Annotated in this window: 20 protein-coding genes; 5 read left to right on the forward strand and 15 right to left on the reverse strand. The window is 70.1% G+C overall.

From position 1 onward, the window contains the following. The first annotated feature begins 9 nt into the window (after window positions 1–9). Together G3I56_RS05810 and G3I56_RS05815 are read left to right on the forward strand one after the other, a co-directional pair. A complete protein-coding gene (locus G3I56_RS05810) occupies window positions 10–1,632 on the forward strand; it encodes a fused response regulator/phosphatase (protein WP_164407852.1) in 1,623 nt (540 codons plus the stop codon). A gap of 128 nt (window positions 1,633–1,760) precedes the next feature. Beyond that, a complete protein-coding gene (locus G3I56_RS05815) occupies window positions 1,761–2,117 on the forward strand; it encodes an isomerase (protein ID WP_164407743.1) in 357 nt (118 codons plus the stop codon). A gap of 38 nt (window positions 2,118–2,155) precedes the next feature. Here the strand turns inward: G3I56_RS05815 and G3I56_RS05820 are convergent, their stop codons facing one another. From G3I56_RS05820 to G3I56_RS05840, 5 genes are all read right to left on the reverse strand, one after another. Beyond that, window positions 2,156–2,875: a TetR/AcrR family transcriptional regulator gene (locus G3I56_RS05820; RefSeq protein WP_203689234.1), complete on the reverse strand. Its 720-nt coding sequence runs from the start codon at window positions 2,873–2,875 to the stop codon at window positions 2,156–2,158. Between the two features lie 56 nt (window positions 2,876–2,931). Further along, window positions 2,932–4,011, reverse strand: a complete 1,080-nt coding sequence (locus G3I56_RS05825) for a PDR/VanB family oxidoreductase (protein ID WP_164407744.1) — start codon at window positions 4,009–4,011, stop codon at window positions 2,932–2,934. Then, complete coding sequence (locus tag G3I56_RS05830) at window positions 4,011–4,889, reverse strand: metal-dependent hydrolase (RefSeq protein ID WP_164407745.1); 879 nt, start codon at window positions 4,887–4,889, stop codon at window positions 4,011–4,013. Before G3I56_RS05830 ends, G3I56_RS05825 begins: the two co-directional genes overlap by 1 nt. Window positions 4,890–4,958: 69 nt before the next feature. Further along, window positions 4,959–6,887, reverse strand: a complete 1,929-nt coding sequence (locus G3I56_RS05835) for a hypothetical protein (protein ID WP_164407746.1) — start codon at window positions 6,885–6,887, stop codon at window positions 4,959–4,961. A 48-nt stretch (window positions 6,888–6,935) separates the two neighbouring features. Further along, window positions 6,936–7,445, reverse strand: coding sequence for a tetratricopeptide repeat protein (locus G3I56_RS05840; protein ID WP_343239872.1), 510 nt, complete (start codon window positions 7,443–7,445; stop codon window positions 6,936–6,938). 140 nt (window positions 7,446–7,585) lie between these two features. Here G3I56_RS05840 and G3I56_RS05845 point away from each other — a divergent pair, with 140 nt between their 5' ends. Continuing rightward, a complete protein-coding gene (locus G3I56_RS05845; RefSeq protein ID WP_164407748.1) occupies window positions 7,586–8,047 on the forward strand; it encodes a hypothetical protein in 462 nt (153 codons plus the stop codon). A 143-nt stretch (window positions 8,048–8,190) separates the two neighbouring features. Here G3I56_RS05845 and G3I56_RS05850 read toward each other — a convergent pair whose 3' ends face one another. The 7 genes from G3I56_RS05850 to G3I56_RS05880 form a co-directional block, all read right to left on the reverse strand. Continuing rightward, a complete protein-coding gene (locus G3I56_RS05850) occupies window positions 8,191–9,840 on the reverse strand; it encodes a DUF1996 domain-containing protein (protein ID WP_164407749.1) in 1,650 nt (549 codons plus the stop codon). A gap of 223 nt (window positions 9,841–10,063) precedes the next feature. After that, a complete protein-coding gene (locus tag G3I56_RS05855; RefSeq protein WP_164407751.1) occupies window positions 10,064–10,717 on the reverse strand; it encodes a response regulator transcription factor in 654 nt (217 codons plus the stop codon). Continuing rightward, the gene (locus tag G3I56_RS05860) at window positions 10,702–12,000 is read right to left on the reverse strand and encodes a sensor domain-containing protein (RefSeq protein ID WP_164407752.1); all 1,299 of its coding nucleotides are present in this window, start codon (window positions 11,998–12,000) and stop codon (window positions 10,702–10,704) included. Before G3I56_RS05860 ends, G3I56_RS05855 begins: the two co-directional genes overlap by 16 nt. 97 nt (window positions 12,001–12,097) lie before the next feature. Beyond that, entirely contained in the window at window positions 12,098–12,703 is a 606-nt protein-coding gene (locus G3I56_RS05865) for a winged helix-turn-helix domain-containing protein (protein WP_164407753.1), read from the reverse strand. A 349-nt stretch (window positions 12,704–13,052) separates the two neighbouring features. Next, a complete protein-coding gene (glnII, locus tag G3I56_RS05870; RefSeq protein ID WP_164407755.1) occupies window positions 13,053–14,081 on the reverse strand; it encodes a glutamine synthetase in 1,029 nt (342 codons plus the stop codon). 552 nt (window positions 14,082–14,633) lie between these two features. Then, window positions 14,634–15,296: a hypothetical protein gene (locus G3I56_RS05875; RefSeq protein WP_164407756.1), complete on the reverse strand. Its 663-nt coding sequence runs from the start codon at window positions 15,294–15,296 to the stop codon at window positions 14,634–14,636. A gap of 97 nt (window positions 15,297–15,393) precedes the next feature. Continuing rightward, complete coding sequence (locus tag G3I56_RS05880; protein WP_164407757.1) at window positions 15,394–15,765, reverse strand: arsenate reductase family protein; 372 nt, start codon at window positions 15,763–15,765, stop codon at window positions 15,394–15,396. A 129-nt stretch (window positions 15,766–15,894) separates the two neighbouring features. Here G3I56_RS05880 and G3I56_RS05885 point away from each other — a divergent pair, with 129 nt between their 5' ends. Continuing rightward, entirely contained in the window at window positions 15,895–16,203 is a 309-nt protein-coding gene (locus G3I56_RS05885; RefSeq protein WP_164407758.1) for a hypothetical protein, read from the forward strand. Window positions 16,204–16,384: 181 nt separating this feature from the next. On the opposite strand, the gene G3I56_RS05890 is transcribed toward G3I56_RS05885, so the two are convergent. After that, window positions 16,385–17,125, reverse strand: coding sequence for an alpha/beta fold hydrolase (locus tag G3I56_RS05890; RefSeq protein WP_164407759.1), 741 nt, complete (start codon window positions 17,123–17,125; stop codon window positions 16,385–16,387). A gap of 254 nt (window positions 17,126–17,379) precedes the next feature. Between G3I56_RS05890 and G3I56_RS05895 the strand changes: the two genes are divergently transcribed. Continuing rightward, window positions 17,380–17,667, forward strand: a complete 288-nt coding sequence (locus tag G3I56_RS05895; protein ID WP_164407760.1) for a hypothetical protein — start codon at window positions 17,380–17,382, stop codon at window positions 17,665–17,667. Between the two features lie 44 nt (window positions 17,668–17,711). Here the strand turns inward: G3I56_RS05895 and G3I56_RS05900 are convergent, their stop codons facing one another. Next, complete coding sequence (locus tag G3I56_RS05900; RefSeq protein ID WP_164407762.1) at window positions 17,712–18,368, reverse strand: hypothetical protein; 657 nt, start codon at window positions 18,366–18,368, stop codon at window positions 17,712–17,714. A gap of 40 nt (window positions 18,369–18,408) precedes the next feature. Next, window positions 18,409–19,332, reverse strand: a complete 924-nt coding sequence (gene htpX, locus G3I56_RS05905) for a zinc metalloprotease HtpX (protein WP_164407763.1) — start codon at window positions 19,330–19,332, stop codon at window positions 18,409–18,411. Window positions 19,333–19,401: the final 69 nt, after the last annotated feature.

Raw genomic sequence — 19,401 nt, forward strand, 5'->3', positions numbered from 1 at the left:
GGCGGTCAGATGGACGGCAACGGCAAGCGGACCGACACCACCGTGCTCGTCGTGGACGGCACCGCGGCCGGCCGCTACGCGATGAGTGCCCTGCTCCGCCGCGCCGGTTACCAGGTCGTTCCGGTCGGCGGCGGTCACGAGGCGCTCGCCGAACTCGACGTACGGCTGCGCAAGGGCATCCTGCCCGATGTGGCCCTCATCAACGTGAACCTGCCAGGCGTGAGCGGGGTCGAGCTGTGCCGCCGGATCAAGAGCCGGCCGCACATGGCCGGCCTGCCCGTCGTCCACTTCTCGGCCTCCGCCCTTGCCCAGAGCGACCGTCGCGACGGGCTGGAGGCGGGCGGGGACGCGTATCTGACGGTGCCCGCCGAGCCCGGGGAGATCGACGCGGTACTGCGGGCCGCGGTGCGGGCCTCGCGGCTGCGGGCCGACGACCAGGCAGTGGCGCGGCGGCTGACCCGGCTGTCGGAGACGATCTTCACCATCCAGTCGGCGCGCTCGCTGCAGGAACTCGCCGACGCCGCCGCCGAGGGCACCGCACGTCTCACGGGCTCACCCGCCGCCGTGTTCTTCCTCGGCCCGGACGACGAGCTGTACCGCGCCACTTCCCGCGACCGCACCACGCTCGCCATGCCGGACGAGGGCGCCCACCGCGTCGTGGCGGGGCTGCTCAGGCGGCTCACTCGTGGGCAAAGCGGGGTGCAGATCACCACGGTGCCCTCGCCGCTGTGGCCCGCCGGGTTCTTCCGGCCGGGCATGGAGCACGACGCCCGCCTGGTGCTCATCCCCACCGAGGACGGCAGGGCCTCGGTGTGCCTGGCCACGCCCACCCGCGGGACGCGCAGGGTGAGCCCCGAGAACGAGTCCCTGGTCGCCCGGCTGGCCCAGGCCACCGTGCTCGCCGCCGAGCCGCTGCTCATGTACCAGGTCGAGCGGCATGTCGCCCTCACCCTCCAGCACAGCTTCCTGCCCCGCCCCGACCGGCTGCCCGACCTCCCGGGCATCGACGTCGTGGTCCGGTACGTGCCCGCGTCCCGGGACGCCGAGATCGGCGGCGACTTCTACGCCGCCCTGCGCGCCGGCGACGGCATGCTCACCGCGGTCGGTGACGTCGTCGGACACTCGCTGGACGCGGCCACCGTCATGGTCGAGATCCGGCACGCGCTGCGCGCCTACTGCGTCGACGAGAGTGACCCGGCCGTGCTCGCCGAGCGCCTCGACCGGATGCTCCAGCGCTACCACCCCGAGGTCACGGCCACCGTCTGCCTGGTACACGTCGACCCGGGCACCGGGCGCACCCGTATCGCCAACGCGGGCCACATCCCGCCGCTGATCATCCGCGACACCGGCAGCGCCGACTACGCCAAGGCTGCGGGCCCGCTGCTCGGCGTGGGTCTCGCCCATCCGCCGCCCACCGAACTGTTCCTCGAACCCACCGACCGGCTCCTCATGATCACCGACGGTCTGATCGAGACCCGGGGCACCGACCTCGCGGACTCCATGGAACACCTGCGCGCGGCGGCCTCCGGGGCGCTGCCCGGCCTGGACGCCCTCTGCGACACACTGCTGGTCTCCTTCGGCCACGACCGGGAGGACGACATCGCGATGCTGGCACTGCGGCTCGCTGACTAGGGCGAACGGCCAGGGGCGGCGGTCAGAGCCAACGGTGAGGGCCAACGGTTAGGGTGTGTTGGCCGTGCCGTCGTACAAGTCGCAGCCGTCGTACAAGTCGTAGCAGTCGTAGAACAGGGGTTTCACCCATGCCGCAGATCACCGTCGACTACTCGGGTCCGCTGGCCGAGGCCTTCGACCGGCGCGCGTTCGCGCTCGCGCTGCACGAGGAGGTCGTCGCCACGGCGAAGGCGAAGCCCGAGGCGTGCAAGACGCAGTTCCGCCGCACCGAGGACGCCACGGTCGGCGCGGACAGCGACGGCCACGCGATCGTGCACGTCTGGATCGGCATGCTCACCGGGCGCACGATCGAGACGAAGGCCCAACTGACGGAAGCTGTACTGGAGTTGGTCCGCGCCCATGTGAAGCCTGTCGAGGGACTCGCCCTGCACGCCTCGGTCGAGGTCCGGGAACTCGACGACTCATACCGGAAGTTCGACAGCTGACCCGTCCGGCCGGCTTTTCCGGCTGACTTTTCCGCGGGTTACGACGCGAGCGAGATGAGCCGTGCGACCAGGTCGCTGAACGGGCCTTCGGCGGGCTCCTGTTTGAGCATCCGGCGCAGCAGGGCGGCCATCTCCTCGTCGTAGGCGGCACTCACGGCGGCCAGCGCCGCGAAGTCGTGCACGAGCTGCGCCTCCAGCTCACCGCGCGGCACCCGCCGCCCGTCCAGCCAGATCAGCGCGGTCGACTCGACGAGCGATATCCACGTCCGGATGACCAACTCCAGCCGGGCGGGCGCCTCTTCGACGCTCAGCTCCAGATGCGACAGGATCTGGACGTACGCGACCTGTCGTACGGCGTCGATGAGCGCGTTCGTCGCCGAGGCACTGCTCGAACGCACCTCGTCCGCGGACACCGCCGGACCACCGCGCATCAACGCCGCGAACCCGGGCCCGTGTTCTTCGACGAAGTCGAAGAACCGGCGCATCACGCGCAGCAGCCGAGACCCCAGCGGACCCTCGTGCGGCTCCACGAACCGGCCCGCCAGATCGTCCGACGCCCGCTTCAACGCAGCCTCGTACAGGCTGAGTTTGCCGGGAAAGTAGTGGTAGACCAGTGGGCGCGAGATGCCCGCGGCCGACGCGATCTCATCGATGGAGACCTCGTCGGGCGAGCGGCGGCTGAACAGTTCGAGGGCGACGCCGATCAACTGCTGCCGGCGTTCCTCGACTCCCATTCTGCGGCGAACCCCGGTTGTCATGCGAACACCTTACCGATCGGATACGGCCCGCAACGGACGGGTCCGACCGAGGATGTTCACAAATCCAGCACAAGTGGACTCCGTCGTGCCCGCGACACACAGATCAGCATCGAGTCCGCCCGCTCGGCGTCGGTCAGCAGCTCGTCACGATGGTCGATCTCCCCCGCGAGCACGCGCTGTTGGCAGGTCCCGCAGAATCCCTGCTCACACGAGTACGGGGTGTCCGGCAGCTCCGCCCGTACGGCGGCCAGCACGGTCGAGTCGGCGGCCACCGTCAACGTCCGCCCGCTGCGCCGAAGTTCGACCTCGAAAGGCTGGTTGCCGCCGATCGACGTACGCGGGGTGAAGCGTTCCGTACGCAGGACGGCACCTTCGGGAATCCGGGCCTCCACCGCGGCCGTCAGCGCCTCGGGACCGCAGCAGTGGACGGCGGTGCCCTCGGGCAGGTCCGCCGCCACGCCCGCGAACAGCGCGTCGAGGTCGGGCAGCCCGTCCTCGTCCTCCGCGACGACGGTGACGCGTTCGGCAGCGTCGCCCGCGACCAGTTTCTCGATCTCGGCGAGGTACGGCATCGAGGCCCGGCTGCGGCCCCCGTACAACAGCCGCCATTCCGGACCGGGTCGGGCGCTCACCGCCCGGAGCATCGGCAGGATCGGGGTGATGCCGATACCGCCCGCCACGAAGACGTACGCCGGAGCCGGGGCGAGCGGGAAACGGTTGCGCGGGCCGCGCACCTCGACGGTCATGCCCGCCCGGAGTCCCTCGTGCACCTCGCGCGAGCCTCCGCGCCCGTCCGGCACCAGCCGCGTGGCGACGGTGTACGACGAGGTGTCCGCCGGGTCCCCGCACAGCGAGTACTGCCGAACGAGCCCCGACGGCAGTACCAGATCGAGATGCGCGCCCGGCGCCCAGCCGGGCAACTCCCGCCCCTCCAGCCGGAGTTGCACGACCCCGTCGGCGACCGTCTCGTGCGCGGCGACCGTGAGTCGCAGGGCCCGTGAGCGCGGCCGGCCGGAGACCGGCTCCGCCAGCGCACCCAGCGGCCACAGCGGCGAGTCCTCGATCCGGCGGCGCATGGCCCCCCGGGCGAGCAGCGCGGCCCCGGCGGTGAGCGCGAGAGCCAGCGGCCGGGGCATCAGGCGGCACCCCTGTCGGCGGCGACGGCGGCGGGGGAGGAGGCCAGATAGGCGACGGCCTGCTCGGTGGAGCCCTCCTGGGAGGGGTGGTAGTCCCGGGCGAGATAGCGCGGCACCGATCTCGCCATGGCCCGGGTCGACGGCAACAGACCGCGCTTCCCGCGCACGTAGAACCCCCGGAAGGTCGGCTTGCGGAGGTTCGGGGCCGGGTCGTTCGCCATGAAGAACCGCACCCCGCGCTGCCACAGGAAGAACAGCGCCAGCAGCCCGGTCAGCCAGGTCCGCACACGCCGCCGGTAGCTCCCGTCGACGTGGGTGAACAGGTCGAAGGCGACCGACCGGTGCTCGACCTCCTCGGCGCCGTGCCAGCGCAGCAGGTCCAGCATGGTCGGATCGGCGCCGCGCCGGTCCAGTTCCGACGCGTTGAGTATCCAGCCGCCGAGGAACGCCGTGTAGTGCTCGATGGCCGCGATGACGGCGACCCGTTCCATGAGCCACCACTTGCGCGCCCGGCGGCCCGGCAGGGGGAACCGGTCGCCGAGCAGCTTCTCGAAGAGCCAGTCGACCTGGGCGGTGTACGGAGTCGGATCGAGCCCCGACTCCCGTAGATGCGGGAGGACTTCGTCGTGGGCCTGGGAGTGCATCGCCTCCTGCCCGATGAACCCGACGACGTCCGCCCGCAGCCGTTCGTCACGGATGTACGGCAGCACCTGCTTGTACACGTGCACGAACCACCGCTCACCGGCGGGCAGCAGCAGATGCAGCACGTTGATGGTGTGCGAGGTGAACGGATCCCCCGGCACCCAGTGCAGCGGGGTGCCCTCCCAGGAGAAGGACACCTTGCGCGCCTTGAGCGGTATGTGTGGCCGGTTAGACATGGCGTCAATGTACTGATCAGTAGGAGGCGAGGAAACCCCTCTGCGCCGACTTGTTGACGCCGGTGTCAGCTAGCGCAACCCGCCGATGGCCCGCCCGTCTTTCAACGTGCCCTTCAACCCGGCCTGAGCCCCCTGCTGGGTCTTCGCCGCCAGCATGGCACCCCGCGTCGACGAGCTCACCCCGCCCGTCGCCGTGATCGACGCCGTGTTCTCGGCGCCGGCGGCCAGCATGTACCACTCGCCCGCCCCCGACTTCCACAGAACACCGGCGAGCACGTTCGGGTCGCGGGGGCCGCACGCCGGGCTGCTGGCGGACTTCGCCGCGACCGCTCCGTACATCCCGCCGGGCGTGTGGAACTGGGCCAGCACCTGAGCGCCGTCGCCCCGCCAGGTCTCGGCGCGGGTGCACACCCAGTCGGCGGCGCCGCTCGCGTCGGGCAGCGGCTGCTGGGCGTACTGCCAGGCGTTCACAGCGCGCACGCCCTGGGAGTGCATCGCGGCGAGGGAGCAGGCGAACGGCGACCAGGTGGCCAGCGCCGCCGGGGCCGAGGCCTCGCGGGGTGCGGTCGGGCGGCCCGTGGTGAGGTGGGCCGGGACGAGTTCGCCGAGGTCGCTCAGCAGGCGGGCGCCACCGGCGTCGGTCACCTGGAGCGTGTTCCAGGACCGGCAGGTGCCGGTCTGCGCGACAGGGCTGGCCAGCGGCCCGGTCACCCCGTCGGTCAGCCCCAGGCCGATCGGCGTCGCGCCCGGCGTGCGCAGGTCCCGCATCTCCGCCTTGAGCACCCAGGGAGCCGTCAGATAACGGACGTTGCCGTCGGCCCGGTCGAGGACCACCGCGTCGGCCTCGGCCCCGGTCGCGCCGTCGACCCGGGCGAAGTCGAGGGCGGCCCCGCTCGTGCCGTCCTTCGGTTCGGCGTACCGGGCGATGCGCAGACCGTCGTACAGGATCACCACGTGCGCGGCGTCGACAGTGCCCGCGTAGAGCAGCTGGGGCGGGCCGGCCGGGCCGCCGGACGGGGTGCCCGGGGTGGCCGATACCTGGACCGTCTCGCCGGGGCGGGCCCAGACGGCGAGGGCGCGGCGCAGCAGGGCGCTGTCGCCGACGAGGTCGCCGCGTGCGGGCCAGACGGAGAAGTCGGTGCGCGCGGAGGACTTCCAGGTGGCGGGGGCCACCAGGGTCAGCCGGGCCGGGTCCAGGGCGGCTTCGGCGGCCGGGTTCTTCGCGTACGCGGGGGCGGCGGCACCGTCCGGGGCCCAGCCGTCGCCAGGCAGGCCGAGCAGCGCGCCGCACACCGCGACGGCCGTGGCGGCGACGAGCGCGGCCTTCAGGTGCTGCCTGCGCCGCATCAGGTCGGTCGGGCGGGCCTGGAGCGAACAGGGGTCGAACTCGGCGGAGTCGAGCAGCGCGTACCGCGCCGGGACCGTGTCCGCCTCGCGCAGCGCCTCGATCGGCCGGTCGACCCCGGCGGCCTCCAGGGCGGTGGTGACGTCGGAGTCCGGGAGCTTCTCCAGACCGCGCAGGACGTACGCGGCCCGCGCGGGGCCGGAGAGGGCCGACAGCCGCTGGTCCAGGGCGAGTTCCTCGGCGCCACCCGACCGCGGGAAGAGCCGCAGGCCCCACACCTGGGGGAGCAGCGGCGGCAGCTGCGACCGCTTCGGCAGCGTGCGGCCCCGCCACGGCTGCCCCGCCGCGAGTGCCGTACGCAGCACCTGGAGGCGGATGAGCGCGTAACCGGGGTCGCCCGCGCGGCCCTTGGGCTGGGCCGGGATCGCGGCAGTGGCCGTGCGACCCCTGGGCAGCGCGCGCTGGGTGAGGGCGTGCGCGGTCAGGACACGCCGGTTGCGGCCGAGGCTCGGCGGCAGCACCAGATAGGCGAGCCGGACGAGCCGGGGGTAGTGCTCGACCAGTGCGGCCTCGGCCTGCTCCACGTCGACGACGGGGCGGCCCTTGGCGCTGTTACCGGTGGTGGGGCTGAAGGCGACATCCTGTGACTGCACGTTCAGCAGAACGAGCGAATGGTCGGATGGTCACCTGGCCTCCCGGAGTTACCGGTCGGGGTCGGTCAGCAGCCGGGCGTAGTTCGCCATCGACCGCTGGTAGCGCGGCAGATGGGGAGCGAGGGCACCGAGGACCAGCGAGAGGCCCTCACGGTCGCGGCCGAGGCTGGACAGACACAGCGCCAGACAGGCTCGTACGGCGTCGTCCAACTCGTCGGAGGGGGCGTCCAGTTCGGGTGTGAGCAGCTTGACGCCCTCCTCGGCCTGCCCGATGTTCCGCAGTGAACTCGACAGCTGGATCTTGGCGCGCCGGCCCTTGTAGCCGCTGTCCTCGCTGAGCCCGAGCGCGAGAGCCTCCCGGTAGAGCGGCACCGCCCGGTCCGAGTGGCCCGTCGAGTCCCATGCGCATGCCTGTTCGAACAATCCCAGGGGGCTGTCGGCGGGCAGTTCCGCGACGAGGGTGTCGATCACGGCGCGGAAGTCGGCCCCGTGGTCCTCGTCGTAGTCGTCGAAGGTGGCCCAGGCGGTGTCCACGCGCTCATTCCAGTCTGCGTTCACTTGCCCACTCTCGCACACACGTTCCCTGATTGAGTGGTCTGTGCCCGGTAGCCGTATCGAGTGCGAGGGCTCCGCGACGGGGTCACCCGCGGCATGGGCCGAGAGTAATGTCGGCGGCGAACGGACCGGAGGACGAACAGATGATGGTGAAGCGACCGAAGCTCGCGGCTGCCGCGGTCACAGCCGTGGCGGTGCTGGCACTGACGGGCTGCTCGGGCGGCAACAGCGATTCTGCGGCCACGGCGATCGACGCCACGCCGGTCGCCGCGACGGGCAGCCTGGAGCAGCTCGCGAACAAGGCGGGCTGCAAGCCGATCATGCAGATCGACGCGGACGAGCTCCGCCAGGCCGCCTGCAAGACCACCACCTACGGCAAGTTCCTTCTCCTGACCTACGCCACCGACCGCGGCCAGCGCGAGTGGATCAACGGGGCCAAGGACTACGGCGGCTTCTACCTCCTCGGCCGCAAGTGGACCGCGGTGGGCGACCAGAAGATGATCGCGAAGCTTCAGACCAAGCTCGGCGGGACCACCGAGGTGGGCGCCGACCACCACGCGGGCGGCGGTGCCGAGGCGACCCACTCCGCCGGCCACGAAGGCTGAGCGGAAGCGGGAACGAGAAGGACCGAGCAACACCGAGCAGAGCAACACCGAGCAGAGCAGCTCAGAGCATGAGAAAGCCGGTGGCGGGAGAACCCGCCACCGGCTTTCTCAGGTGGCCCACCGACGGTGGGCCACTGGTGGATCTACTGGCACTTCTTGCCGGTGTTGATGCAGTTGACCATCGTGTTCATCGTGTTCACGGAGAAGAAGTTGATGAAGTCGTTGTGGTCGGTGATCGGCTTGTGCAGGTTCTCCGGGAAGGAGTCCACGGCGTACGGGTTCACAACCGTGCCGTTCTGCAGCTTCGGGGCCGCGACGTTGTAGACCAGACGGACCTGGAGCTGGGGGATCGCCTTGAAGCCGTTGGCGCAGGTGCCGTCGGCCTGGACGAAGGACACGTGAGTGCGGTGGTTCGCACTGTCGATGTTCTGGCCGTCCCAGCAGCTCTGGAAGTCGGTCGTACGGACCACGGCGCTGCCCTGCGGGCAGATCGGGTACTTGTCCTTCAGCTGCACCTTGTTCTCGAAGCCGGTGCAGCTCCAGTTCACGTTGGCGTTCGCGTTGCCGTTGACGAAGGCCTTGGCGTCACCGGTGATGATGCGCAGGGCGGTCGGCATCGCGACGACGTTGCCCTTCTTGTTGCCGACGAACTTGATCTGCGCCTTGGCGGGCTGCAGGATCTTGCCGACGTTGCCTTCCTTGCCACCGCCGTCGGCGTTCTGGTCGAAGTCCTGCGAACCGTCCTGCACACGCAGCACCGGCCAGAAGTACGACGACTTGTCGCCCTGGTTCTGGCAGCTGGTCTGGGCCGCCGCCAGTTCCTGGTCGCTCGCGAACGCGTCGTTGCTCTGGTTGCCGACGTAGTCGTGCAGGTGGTGCGCACCGTTGGCGACACCGGGGGCGACGATCACGTTGTCCGTGTTGTGGTTGTCGTTCCCGTTGGTGCCGCACTTCGTGGTGAAGGAGCCGAGCGAGCCGCTGTTGCCGTTTGCAGCGAGTCCGTTCGCGCCCACACCCAGCTGGGCGTTGCCCTGAACCTTGGTGATGTCGACGAAGTCGGCAGCCACCGGGCCGTTGCCGCCCTGGCCGCCACCGGCGGCGTTACCCGCACCGGCGCCTGCACCGGCGTTACCCGCACCAGCGTTGCCTGCACCGGCATTACCCGCGCCGGCGTTGCCTGCACCAGCGTTGCCCGCACCGGCATTACCCGCACCGGCGTTGGCCTGGCCGTTGTTCTGGCCACCGTTGTTCTGGTTGCCGTTGTTGTTCTGGCCGTTGCCCTGGTTGTTGTTGCCCTGGCCCTGGCCGGCGTTGGTCTGCGGCGCCGCCGCAACACCGGTGCACTGGGCGAACTGCGCCAGGTTGTCGGCTCCGGAACCACCGGCCCGCTTGATGTTGATGCGGATCCGGTCGATCGCGGCGGCCCGCTTGTCCTTCAGCGGACCGACGATCGCGTTCTGTACGAAGCTGGCGTCGCCGGCCTGCGCCTGGCGAGTGGAGGCGAGACGTGCGTAGGCCTCGGTGATCTGGTTGTCCAGATTCGCGAGCTCCTTGTCCACACCGGCGCGGGCGCCGCTGGGGACGTTCGAGAGCTTCTGGCCGACGTCCGGGCAGTCGATCGTGGCGATCTGTGCGGCAGCGGCCTTGGTCTGGTTCTGGGCGCCGTTCTCCTCGTGTGCGGAGGCGTAGAAATTCGCCCAGACAAGTCCACCACCACCGATCGCGAGGGCCGCGGATGCGGCCACGGCGCGAACGGCCAGCGGTGAGCGTCGTTTACGTGCATTGCGTCCCATGGAACTCCTCTGACTTCCTTGCGGGGCTATCGAGGCGCCCGACAGGAGTTGAAGCGGCGTCGTTCCATACGAGGGGGACCTCAGGAGTGTTCAGCCGCCTCAGAAATTGATGAGAGATTCGTAGGACAATTCAGCCCGAACTCCACCGGTTATACCGGGAGTTGCGGATCTCTTACGGCAAGTGTTCGGTGGGGGAGCGGATGTCGTCGACTTTGGCGTACTTTCAGCGCCCCTGGTCGAGATATGCAAGTACCGCCAGGACGCGCCGGTTGTCATCGTCCGACACCTCGAGTCCCAGTTTGGCGAAGATGTTGGACGTGTGTTTGGCGATCGCCCGCTCCGTGACAACCAGATGCCCAGCGATCGCCGCGTTCGAACGTCCCTGGGCCATGAGATCCAGCACTTCCAGCTCCCGGGGCGTCAGCCGCCCCAGCGGCCGGCCGTCCCCGGCGCGCCCCGCCAGCAGCTGCTGGATCACCTGTGGGTCCATTGCGGTACCGCCCGCCGCGACCCGTCGTACGGCGTCCACGAACTCCTCCGCGTCGAACACCCGGTCCTTGAGCAGATAGCCGACCCCACCCACCCCGTCGGCCAGCAACTCCCGTGCGTACAACCGCTCCACGTGCTGCGACAGCACCAGCACCGGCAGCCCCGGCCGCGCCCGGCGGGCCCGCAGCGCGCACTGCAGCCCCTCGTCGGTGTGCGTCGGCGGCAGGCGTACGTCGATCACGGCGACGTCCGGCGCCAGCTCGGCGAGCGCCCGGTCCAGCTCGGGGCCGCTCTCCACCGCCGCGGCGATCTCGAAGTCGTACGCCTCCAGCAGCCGGACCAGCCCGTCGCGCAGCAGGAACAGGTCTTCGGCTAGGACAACTCGCAAGGAATCTCCATGGTCACCATGGTGGGACCGCCCGCGGGACTGCTGACGGCCAGGACGCCGTCGAATGTACCGATCCGCCGCTCCACCCCGGCCAGCCCCGACCCGCCTCCGACGCGTGCCCCGCCCCGCCCGTCGTCGAAGACGGCGATCCGCAGCGAGCCGTCCGCGTACCGCAGATCGACTCCTACCCGCCCGGCGCCGGAGTGCTTCACGGCGTTGGTCAGCACCTCGCTCACCGCGAAGTACGCCGCCGACTCGACCGGTGCCTCCACCCGGCCGCCCTCGAGCTCCACCGTGACCTCGGTGTCCACCGGCAGCCGCAGCGCCAACGCCCTTACGGCATCGCCCAGTCCACGCTCCGCCAGCACCGGCGGATGGATGCCGTGCACCAGGTCGCGCAGCTCGGCGAGCGCCTCCGCGGAGGACCGCCGGGCCCGCGCCAGCAACTCCCGTGCCTTGTCGGGGTTCTTCTCGATGAGCGCCTCGGCGGTCCCCAGATCCATCCCCATCGCGATCAGCCGCGCCTGCGCACCGTCGTGCAGGTCCCTTTCGATCCGCCGCAGTTCGGCGGCGGAGGTGTCCACGACGTCCCGCCGTGACTCGGTCAACACCCTTACCCGCTCACGGAGTTCACCGCGTCCGGCGCCCAACAGCGCCCGGGTGAGCAGAAAGTGGAGGCGCAGAAGGGCGGGCGTGAGGTGGTACGAGGCCACGAGGAGTACGGCCCCCAGGGCGCCGGCGGCGAGCGCGCTTCCCTGCCCGCCGATCGGCACGAAGCCGTACCACCAGCCGACGTACGTCCCGTCCGTGAACACCCGCCACAGCCCGAGGGCCAGCGCGAACCCCTCGACGGGGTAGAGGAGCAGCGCGGCCGGCACCAGCGCGCTGAGAAACCCGAGCACCGCGTCGAGCGGCAGCCACGCGAACTCCCGCCAGGTGGCCGGATCACGCAGCACCCCGAAGGCCCGCGCCCACCGCCCCGCGTCCGCCGCCGGCACCCGGTACCGGGGCGGAATCCGCACTCCGCCCCACCGCACTGCCGTCAGCCGCCGCCAGTCGGCCCACGCCCGCACCCAGGAGACGACCCTGGGCGTCGTGAGGAGACCGATGCCCAGGACGGGCACGAGCGCGAGGGAGACGAGGAGAAGCACGAAGAGCGGCACCGACCCGGCGATCGAGCCGACGGCCAGCAGCAGTGCCCGCACCCCGGCGAGCGCGACCGTACGAATCCGAACTCGAACCCGAGCCGGAACCCGGAATCGTGCGTTGATGGCGTCGTCCATGCGGTCAGTCTCGCCGAGCACACCCCGCCGGGTCACGGGCCCGAACACCCGTACCTGGGGGTGGTGCCAGGGACACCCCCTGGACAGGGGCGGCAGGTCAGCGGGCGGTCGGGGGCGTGTACTTGTACCCCACCCGGCGCACCGTCTGGATGGCCTGCCGGTGCTCCGCGCCGAGCTTGCGGCGCAGTCGGGCGATGTGGACGTCGACGGTCCGGCCGTCGCCCACGTGCCCGTAGCCCCACACCGTGGTGACCAGCTGGTCGCGGGTGTGCACCCGGCCCGGGTGGGCGACGAGATGGGCGAGCAGCTCGAACTCCAGGTACGTGAGATCGAGCGGACGCCCTTCGACCTCGGCGGTGCGCTGCACGTTGTCGACGCGTACGAGGTGACGGCCGCTGTCGGTCCCGGGCTGCTCCGGGTCCACGGCCGGGGCCGGCTGTCCCGGGTCAGGGAGCGCGAAGGGCAGTACGGGCGGCTGCTGGTCGGCCGGTACGAGCACCAGGTAGCCGATCATCGGCGGCTGGCCCGGCAGCGTGGGCAGGGTGTGCGGGGGCGCGGGCAGCCAGGTGGCACCCGGCGGCAGGAAGTCCCTGACGTCGACCACCTCGTCCCGGTCGACGGCGCGCAGTCGGTGCCGGGCGGAGCCGCCGGGGGAGAGGGGGGAGACGGGGGCCAGGGGAGGGAGCGTACGAGTGGTCGCCATGAGAGGTCAGCTCTTTCGCGCGAGGAGTTCGTCGGGGACGTACGTCGTGCGCGTCGGCGGAAGACCGAGAGGTACGGCGGCAGAGAGGCCGTACGGCTGGTGTTAGAGGGCCGACGCGTTCATCGCGCGACAACACACCCGGTCGAAGTCGTGGTGCTGGCGGGAAGGCCAGAAGGGCTCGAGGTCGTGGCGACCTGTCGCGATGCACTTCTGGAAGCTGGCCATGGGTCCATTGAAGCAGAGAAGGGGCGAAGCAGAGAAGGGGTGTCCACCGTCCGGTGGACACCCCTTCTCACTATCTGGGATCACATGAGACTCAGACAGGAGTCAGAGGCGAATCAGACCGGAATCAGACCTGTCCGGCCTTCTCCAGGGCGGAGCAGCAGGTGTCGACGATCAGCCGCGTCACGAGGTACGGGTCGACGTTGGCGTTCGGGCGGCGGTCCTCGATGTAGCCCTTGCCGTCCTTCTCCACCTGCCACGGGATACGGACCGAGGCGCCACGGTTGGAGACGCCGTACGAGTACTCGTTCCACGGGGCGGTCTCGTGCAGACCGGTGAGGCGGTCGTCGATGCCGGCGCCGTAGTGCTTGACGTGGTCGAGCGGCTTCGAGCCCTCACCGAGGGACTCGCACGCGGTGATGATCGCGTCGTAGCCCTCGCGCATCGCCTTCGTGGAGAAGTTGGTGTGCGCGCCCGCGCCGTTCCAGTCGCCCTTCACCGGCTTCGGGTCCAGCGTCGCGGTGATGCCGAAGTCCTCGGCGGTGCGGTAGAGCAGCCAGCGGGCGATCCACAGCTGGTCGGAGACCTCCAGCGGGGAGACCGGGCCGACCTGGAACTCCCACTGACCGGGCATGACCTCGGCGTTGATGCCGGAGATGGCGAGACCGGCCTTGAGACAGTTCTCCAGGTGGGCCTCGACGATCTCGCGACCGAAGATCTCGTCGGCGCCGACACCGCAGTAGTAGCCGCCCTGGGGGGCCGGGAAGCCGCCCTCGGGGAAGCCCAGCGGACGGGAGCCGTCGAAGAAGGTGTACTCCTGCTCGATGCCGAAGATCGGCTCCTGAGCGGCGAACTTCGTGGCGACCTCGGTCAGCGCGGCACGCGTGTTGGACGAGTGCGGCGTCATGTCGATCTCGAGGACCTCGCACATGACGAGGATGTCGTCACCGCCACGGATCGGGTCCGGGTAGGAAGAGACCGGCTTGAGCACGCGGTCCGAGGCGTGACCCTCGGCCTGGTTCGTGGAAGACCCGTCGAAGCCCCAGATCGGCAGCTCGGCGCCCTTGGCGTCGTCGGCCAGAATCTTGGTCTTGGAGCGGAGCTTGGCCGTCGGCTCGGTGCCGTCGATCCAGATGTACTCAGCCTTGAAGGTCACGGGGACACATCCTTCGGGGTGGGTCTCTATGCGCACTTGCGGGTGCTGCGGTGCTACGGCACTGAGGCACCGCGCCATTGCCCGGAAGCCTGTCAACAGGCGATTTCCCGATCATTGCTCGAGTGTGAACCCCGTGTTACCTGCTGTTCTTGTGGTGAGTTTCACGTGGAGAGGGTCGCGCGGACCGCGGAGGGGAAGCGGCGGGAAACGAGCGGGCGCCCTCCGGGACTCGTATGCGAAGAGGTTGGAGAAATCCGGGAAACGGATGGGTCCTGCCACCCCTGGCCGGGAGCGACAGGACCCAAGGGCCTGTCAGGCGGCCCATGCCGCAGGCGCGGGGTTTGGCACACCGATCTGCGGCGTTGTCGTCGGTTGCCGACTCCCCCACTCTCGACTTCGCTCGACCGGGGGGACCCCCATCGCGTCGACGCCCTCCTCCGCCTTGCAGCTCGACGCACCAAACCCCGCTCACCAGCGAGATGTGGCGCCGCTGATTTCCTGCGACCTGATCCGCCGGACAGGCCCTTGTCCGAGCAGGTCAGCGCTGGAACCTCACCCCACCTTCTCGATCAGTGCCCGGCGGATCAGGAACTTGCCGGGTTCGCGGACCTGCTCGAAGGCCGCGTTGTTGAGCAGGGCGCAACTGCCGGAGACCGAAGTGACCTCCACCGTCGTGGACTTGTTGTTGTCCAGGTTGGTGACGCGCAACGTGGTCCCGGCGGGGAACTGGTTGCTGGACGCGGCGGGGACCCCGCCCTCCCCGGAGAGGGTGACGGTGGACCCGTCGCAGACCTGCTGCCCGTCGCCGGGCACGCCAGGGGAGGCCGGAGTGTCGGGTGAGGCGGGTGAGGTGGTCTGAGCAGGCGACGCGGGTGCCTCGGGCTGGGTGCCGGGCTGCGTGATCTGGGAGTCCTGAGCCGACTCCCCAACCACGCAACCGGACGCCTCCTGCTGGACCTTGATCTGGGCGACGACCGCGTCACGGTTCGCGATCCGGGCCGTCGACTGGGCGTCGGGATTTGCCCGCTGGTCCGCGATGAACTTCTGGTTGTTGCCGAGGGCGGTGGCGAGCCCCTGGCAGACGGTCGAGTCCGCGGCGGTCTGCGCCGCGTTGGAGGTGGCCGCCATGGCGAAAGCACCACCGCCCGCCACCACACCGGCGCTGATCAACAGCGCGAGCTTCTTCTTCGTACTGAAAGTTCTCCTACGCGACATGCGCGCCTCCTGAAGAGATAGGGGAGCGTACGCCGCTATGTACGAGATATCGAACGAGGTCACTCAGCGGTCACGGTGGCCGTCGAAGTGACGTACATCACGCGGATGGCCGCCGACCCAGAGCATCCCGCACGGCCTCGTCGGTACGGGCCACGACGGCGCTCCCGTCGTCGGCGGTGATGATGGGCCGCTGGATGAGCCTGGGATGCGCGGCGAGAGCGGCGACCCACTGCTCGCGGTCGCCCGCCTCCCGCCCCCACTCACGTACTCCCAACTCCTTGGCGACGGTTTCCTGGGTCCGGGTGATGTCCCAGGGTTCGAGCCCGAGCCGGTCGAGTACGTCGCGGATCTCGTCCTCCGTGGGCAGGTCTTCGAGGTAGCGGCGGACGGTGTATTCGGCCCCCTCGGCGTCGAGCACCGACAGGGCTCCGCGGCACTTGGAGCAGGCCGGGTTGATCCAGATTTCCATGGGGCTCACGGTACGCCAGAGGCCTTGTGGCCAGGGGCTTTTGTCAGTGGTGGGCAGTAGAATAGAAGCAGTGTTCGAGGGTGTCGCCGGGGGGTCCGGTGCCACCCTGACCGCGACAGGAGGATGCCTGTGCCCGCTGCCGCTCTCAAGCTGATGCCCACCCAGTCCACCGCCAAGAGGGGGGTCCTGCTCGAACTGCCGTGCGCCCCCGTGGAGAAGCGCCCGCTGCCGCCGGGGCGGCCCCGCGATTGGTACGTCACGCACAACCGCCGGCTCAAGGCGATGCGGCTCGCGATCGCCCTGCTCGACTCCGGCGTCTACATGCCGAACCAGGCTCGCAACGAGACGATCCGCAGCGCGGCGGACCTGATCGGCGTCCACCCACCGTCGGAAACGACGTGCCACATGGTCCGAGCGCTGATGCGCTACTCCCGCTGAACGACCGCCGGGTGCCTTGTCTGTCCAGGGGCACCCGGCACCTCTTCAAGCACCGGCCCGCGCCACTCAGCCCGTCCGGCGTTTGAGGACGAGGCCCGTTCAGGGCCGAAGGGGGGGCTGGGGGCGGCAGCCCTCAGGTACGGGATGGGACGGGTAAGGGCGGCGGGGGCGAAAACCCCGCTCACCCCACCCCCTTCAGCACCGCATCCACAAACTCCCGCCGATCCTCAGGATGCTCACGCAACCAGAGCCCCAAGAAGTGGTCCGCGTCCGCCAGTTCAAGCCGCGTGAACCGCGCCCGCACCGCCAGAGCCTCCGCCACCGCCTCCGTCACCTCACCCGGAATGACGTGATCGGTGCCCGGCACCACCAGCACCGCCCGCCCCGCGAACGCCCGCAGCGCACCCAGCGCGGGCGCCCCACGCCAACTATCCGGCGTCCGGATCAACTCGCTGAAGCGGCCGGTTCCCTCGCCGAACGGCACATCCCACGCCTCGGCCCCGTACACGGCGGGCGCGCACAACCCCACACCGGCGACCCGTTCGCCGTAGTGGCCGACAAGATCGGCCACCGTCTGCCCGCTCATGCTGAACCCGACCAGCACGAGCGGGCTGCCCACCGGAACCCGCGCCCCGATGACGCCGACGGCCTGCTCGAACCGCCGCCGCAAGCTCAACTCCCGCAGCTCACCCGTACTTTCGCCGTGCCCGGAGAAGTCGAAGGCGAGCCCCTGGCAGCCTCGCGAGACGAACTCGGCGAGCAGCGGCACCAGCCGCTCCTTGCTCCCGTTGCCGGCACCGTGCAGCAGAACGACGGCGGCCCCGCCCAACTCCCCGCCCGAACCCCCGTTCCGAGCAGCCCCGTACACCCCGCTGAGTCGTTCACCGTCGACGTCGTACACGAAGGGCAGCAGCTCACTCATGGGCCCATTCACTCACGCCACTCCCGTCACACACACGGGAAATACGGATGCGCGGGCTCCCCTGTCGTCCCTAGGCTGGACAGGCAGAGCGAAGCCGTCCATACCGCTTTCCGCCGGGCAGGCATGACTTGCGGGACTCGGGGCTACTCTCTACGCACCGACGGACGGTAACCCACCCCAGGCGCCCGCGCCCGACGCACACCGTCACGTACATCACCGCTCAGCCACCCACGTCACTCACAAGGAGTCCCGTCATGGGCACCTTGATCATTTCCGCGATCGTCGTCCTGATCATCATGGGCTTCAAGAACAGCGTCCTGTGGCTCGCCGCCGCCGGCCTGCTCTTCGTCTACTTCCGCTACGGCCGCACGGGGAGCGGTACGGCGACCTCCTCGTCCGGGGGCGGCGGCCCGTCCGCGGGTTCCGCACCCGCCAGCTACCGCGCCTACCGCCAGCGCCGGGACCAGCAGGCCAGGTGGGAGCGCCGCTACCGCCGCGAGCACCCCGTCCAGACCCGCCGCCAGAACCGCCGGGGCCAGTAAGCGAAGTCGAGAAAGGGAGTGTGCCTCCGGTCGGTCGGTCCGTCTCACAGACCGGGGGCGCCCCACACCGGGAACCAGCGGTTGAGGTCCTGCTCGATCCGCAGATCACTGGCGAGCACGGCCCGCACCTGCAACTCCAGCGCGCTGTCCCGCCGTTGGCTGTCACCACGACCGTCACCGTGACCGCCGGTCAGCGGCGAGAACGGATAGAAGGTCCCGCGCTTGTAGAGATAGACAAGCCCAAGCCGCCGGGCACCCCCACCCGAACCTCCCGAACTCTCCGAACCCCCAGAGCCCTCCGAACCCCCCACATCCTCGAACCCGACCACCGAACACAACAGCTGGGGCCCGAACCCACTGGCCTCCAGCGCGCTGTTGACCGCGTGCAGATCCCCCACGAGCGCAGGCAGATCCTCCGGCCCGCGCCGGGACACCATCCACGAGTACCCGTACTCGTCCCGGACCAGCTCGACAGGCGGCCCGGTCCGCTCCGTATCCGCGTCGAGCAGGGCCTGGACCTCCTTGCGTACGTCGTCGAAGGCCGCGCCCTCCACCGTGGCGAAGCACACCGACCCGCCGCCTGTGGGCGTGAAGCCGGCCGCGGCCTGGAGGGTCACGGCGGCCGACGGCAGCCCGAAGAGCCGGTCGAGATCGGGTGCGACGGGCTTGGTGCGCCCCAGCAGAATGTCCAGCAGCCCCATGGGTTCCGTTCTCCTCGATCCTTGCTCCTCGATCCGCAGCTCACGAGTGTCCTGTGCCGGGAGCCGCCGCCTCACCCAACTCGCCGGAGATCTGCCCCAGTTGGTCGAGCCGCTGCTCCAGACTGGGGTGTGTGGAGAAGTACCGTGCCAGGCCCGGCTCCTTGCCGAGGGCGGGCGTGAAGTAGAAGGCGTTGAAGGCCTGCGCGGTCCGCAGATCCTTCGACGGGATCCGCGCGATGTCGCCGGAGACCTTGGTGAGCGCGGAGGCCAGCGCCGAGGGCCGCCCGGTGAGCAGCGCGGCGGAGCGGTCGGCGGCGAGTTCCCGGTACCGGGACAGCGCGCGGATCAGCAGGAAACTGATCGTGTACACGGCCGCGGAGACACCCATCACCGCCATGAAGACGACGGCGGTGTTCTGGTCCCGCCGGCCCCCGCCGAACATCTGCGAGTAGAACGCGAACCGAACGATGAGCCCGGCGATGACGCCGAGGAAGGACGCGACGGTGATCACGGCGACGTCCTTGTGCGCGACATGCGACAGCTCGTGCGCGAGCACACCCTCCAGTTCCTCCGGTTCCAGCCGCCGCAGCAACCCGGTGGTCACGCACACCACGGCGTGATCGGCGTTCCGTCCGGTCGCGAACGCGTTCGGCATATCCATGTCCGAGACGGCGACCAGGGGCTTGGGCAGATCGGCCACGGCACACAGCCGGTCGATCACCCCGTGGAGCTGCGGATACTCCTCGCGCTCCACGACCCGCCCGCGCATCGCGAACAGGGCGACCCGGTCGGAGAACCAGTACTGCGCGGCGAGGAACCCCGCCGCGACCACCACGACCAGCACCCAGGATTTCAGCAACACGATCAACGCGGCGACAAAGGCCACGTACAGCAGTCCGAGCAGAAACAGCGTGACCGTCATCCGCACGGTCAGTCGCCAGTCGCTCCGCATTCGGTTCGGCATCCGTACCACCCCGCAGTCAGGCACTCGCCCCACTGCCCAGTGTGCACCCGCCCCGTCCCATGAAACGGT

The organism is Streptomyces sp. SID12488, from assembly GCF_010548275.1.
In the GTDB taxonomy this organism is placed as follows: Bacteria; Actinomycetota; Actinomycetes; order Streptomycetales; family Streptomycetaceae; genus Streptomyces.

Excerpts from the sequence above, each read along its gene's own strand:
- htpX (WP_164407763.1), bottom strand. The coding sequence starts at position 19,332 with ATGCCGAACCGAATGCGGAGCGACTGGCGACTGACCGTGCGGATGACG.
- G3I56_RS05865 (WP_164407753.1), bottom strand. The coding sequence starts at position 12,703 with ATGGCGACCACTCGTACGCTCCCTCCCCTGGCCCCCGTCTCCCCCCTC.
- G3I56_RS05815 (WP_164407743.1), top strand. The coding sequence starts at position 1,761 with ATGCCGCAGATCACCGTCGACTACTCGGGTCCGCTGGCCGAGGCCTTC.
- G3I56_RS05825 (WP_164407744.1), bottom strand. The coding sequence starts at position 4,011 with ATGCCCCGGCCGCTGGCTCTCGCGCTCACCGCCGGGGCCGCGCTGCTC.
- G3I56_RS05850 (WP_164407749.1), bottom strand. The coding sequence starts at position 9,840 with ATGGGACGCAATGCACGTAAACGACGCTCACCGCTGGCCGTTCGCGCC.
- G3I56_RS05880 (WP_164407757.1), bottom strand. The coding sequence starts at position 15,765 with ATGGAAATCTGGATCAACCCGGCCTGCTCCAAGTGCCGCGGAGCCCTG.
- G3I56_RS05875 (WP_164407756.1), bottom strand. The coding sequence starts at position 15,296 with ATGTCGCGTAGGAGAACTTTCAGTACGAAGAAGAAGCTCGCGCTGTTG.
- G3I56_RS05890 (WP_164407759.1), bottom strand. The coding sequence starts at position 17,125 with ATGAGTGAGCTGCTGCCCTTCGTGTACGACGTCGACGGTGAACGACTC.
- G3I56_RS05900 (WP_164407762.1), bottom strand. The coding sequence starts at position 18,368 with ATGGGGCTGCTGGACATTCTGCTGGGGCGCACCAAGCCCGTCGCACCC.
- G3I56_RS05830 (WP_164407745.1), bottom strand. The coding sequence starts at position 4,889 with ATGTCTAACCGGCCACACATACCGCTCAAGGCGCGCAAGGTGTCCTTC.
- G3I56_RS05860 (WP_164407752.1), bottom strand. The coding sequence starts at position 12,000 with ATGGACGACGCCATCAACGCACGATTCCGGGTTCCGGCTCGGGTTCGA.
- G3I56_RS05810 (WP_164407852.1), top strand. The coding sequence starts at position 10 with ATGGACGGCAACGGCAAGCGGACCGACACCACCGTGCTCGTCGTGGAC.
- G3I56_RS05820 (WP_203689234.1), bottom strand. The coding sequence starts at position 2,875 with ATGACAACCGGGGTTCGCCGCAGAATGGGAGTCGAGGAACGCCGGCAG.
- G3I56_RS05845 (WP_164407748.1), top strand. The coding sequence starts at position 7,586 with ATGATGGTGAAGCGACCGAAGCTCGCGGCTGCCGCGGTCACAGCCGTG.
- G3I56_RS05895 (WP_164407760.1), top strand. The coding sequence starts at position 17,380 with ATGGGCACCTTGATCATTTCCGCGATCGTCGTCCTGATCATCATGGGC.